Source organism: Priestia sp. P5_B4 (genome assembly GCF_056400385.1).
In genome coordinates, this window is the sequence record NZ_JBFULJ010000560.1 from 1 (window position 1) to 2,524 (window position 2,524).

General features: G+C 38.2%; 1 protein-coding gene. It reads right to left on the reverse strand.

Translation table 11 applies throughout. The annotated features are described in order from the left end of the window. Positions 1–71: 71 nt before the first annotated feature. A partial coding sequence (locus tag AC1DRF_RS22940; protein WP_477741774.1) for a CheR family methyltransferase occupies positions 72–2,524 on the reverse strand: 2,453 nt, incomplete at its 5' end.

Sequence of the window (2,524 nt, forward strand, 5' to 3'; positions counted from 1 at the left end):
GTTAAAAGATTCCCTAAAATTTGGAACGAAGTATACAGAGGAGAAAAATGGAACGGAGAAATTTCCTACGTTCAAGAAGACGGAGAAACCGTTTGGGAACAGTTAGCCTTAATGTGTCCAAGTGCTGACAGCATCTCTGAATTTTTGAGCATCATTTCCGACTGTTTGCGCTGTGAAATGTCTTCGCTTAACCCAATGTAATGGATGATTTCATCCTGATCATTTTTAACAGGCATTAAGGCTAACTGTTCCCAAACGGTTTCTCCGTCTTCTTGAACGTAGGAAATTTCTCCGTTCCATTTTTCTCCTCTGTATACTTCGTTCCAAATTTTAGGGAATCTTTTAACCCCCAGCTTTTTTGTATATAAGTCATAGAGGTGTAACCCAAATACTTCCTGCGGCGCATGCTTTTGTTCCATGAACTTTTGATTAATGTACTTAATTTTACCTTGATGATCGGTAATAAAAATGCCCGTAGGACTGTGAGCAACTGCAAACGATGTAATAGCCAATTCTTCATTTGACCGTTTAATTTCTGTAATATTGATAAACGTAATAACTACACCGTTAATTAAATTCTCATTTGTACGATAAGGCATCATTTTCATGCTGTACCATTGGTTATCGTAGCTTTGAATTTCTTTTTGAAGGGTGTTATTTGTTCTTAAAACGTGCATGGCATCCTCGATTAGATGGTCGTATCTAAAGTTATGCGAAATATGAAAGAAAGGTCTTCCGATATCTTGATGAAGAACGTTGATGACTGTTTTCGTTTCCGGCGTAAATAATTTAATATTCAGCTGYTCGTCTAAAAAGATAGTAGCAATAGTTGTACTGATTAATAAATTATCAATATCGTTATTTAAGTCCGTTAATTCTTCAATCTTCCGCTCGTACTGATTGTTAACACTAATTAATTCTTCATTAACAGACTGCAGTTCTTCATTTGTGGACTGCAGCTCTTCGTTGGAAGCAATCAGTTCTTCGTTCGTGGACTTTAGCTCCTCATTTGCTGTTTCTAGCTCTTCAATCGTCGTTTGCAAATGCTGCTGCGTGTAATGAAGCTCTTGCTCTAAATCTACTACAAGCTCACTAATCGAGCTGGTTTGATTAAGAAACATGGGCTTTTCCTTATCAATAATGGCACCATCTGTCTGTTCATCAAACATAAGTAAGTAAAGAGAGTGATTTGTTGGAAGGGCAGATATCGTAATATTAAAACGGCGCTGCACGTTGTTTATGACAAATTCAATGTGCTGACAGCATACGCTCATACCTTGCTCTTTTACGCGTTTAATAGCTGCTCCAATGGCTAAAGAGACGTGAACTGGAACCATTTTGAAAATTGTATAATTAATTTTCCCTACAGGAACGTTAATAAGCTGAGTCGCTTCTTTTGAACAAAATATCACTTCGTTGTATTCATTTAATACAAGGCAAGGGCTCATAAAGTGATCAATCATTGACTGATACATCTCATCTAATTTAAGCGAAGGAAGAGGCTTATAAAGCTGACTTGGCAGCGGCACGCTAGAAAAATCACCTTCATGCGAGTTGGATTTTGAAAGGTTAAAAGCTCCCGTAATTTGTCGGCTGGGCTGTCCGGAACGCTTAAATATTTTCCACTTACTGTTGATAGGGCGGAACAAATCAGACAAATTTCCCGTTGTTTCACTAGGGYCTAAAAAAAGTACGCCTTCTTCTGTCAAAGAGAAATGAAAAAGAGACAGAATGCGCTGCTGCAGTTCAGCTTGGAAGTAAATCATCATATTTCGACAGCTAATTAAATCAACGTTTACAAAAGGCGAGTCTTTTCCTATATTATGGGGGGCAAAAACAATCATTTTGCGAATTGTTTTTTTAACTTGATAACTCCCGTGTTTTGTTTGCTCAAAATATTCATTAATCTGAACTGCTGAGAAGGAATGAACTTCCGCTTCTTCATAAATACCTTGACTAGCTCTTTTGATTGCATGACGATCGATGTCCGTAGCAAAGATTCGGACATCGAAATAACGGTTGATTGTTGATAAATGGTCATGAAGCAAAATAGCTAATGTATATGCTTCTTGACCAGTAGAACAACCTGCTACCCAGATGCGGATTTCATCTTCTTGACTATGAATCTTTCTTTCAACTAATTGTGGGATGACTTGTTCTTCAATAATAGAGAATGCTTCTTTATCTCTAAGAAATTGTGTCACTCCAATCAGCAAGTCTCGCTGCAGTTCGACGATTTCTTCGGCTTCTTTACATAGATAGTCCCGGTATTCTTCCATCGTTTGAGAGGGCGGATCGAGTAAAGCCATTCTCTTTTCAAGTCGTCGCAGCACCGTGTTTTTTTTGTACATAGAGAAGTCGATGCCTGTTTTCTTCTTTATTAATGAATAAATGCATTGCAGCGTTTCTTCATTATATGTAAATTCAGTTTGGCTGACATGGGTTTGCACAAGGTCAGGCATATCAGCAGGAGAAAGAATATAATCAGCAAGGTGTGCATCAATAGCGCTGCCGGGCATCTCCC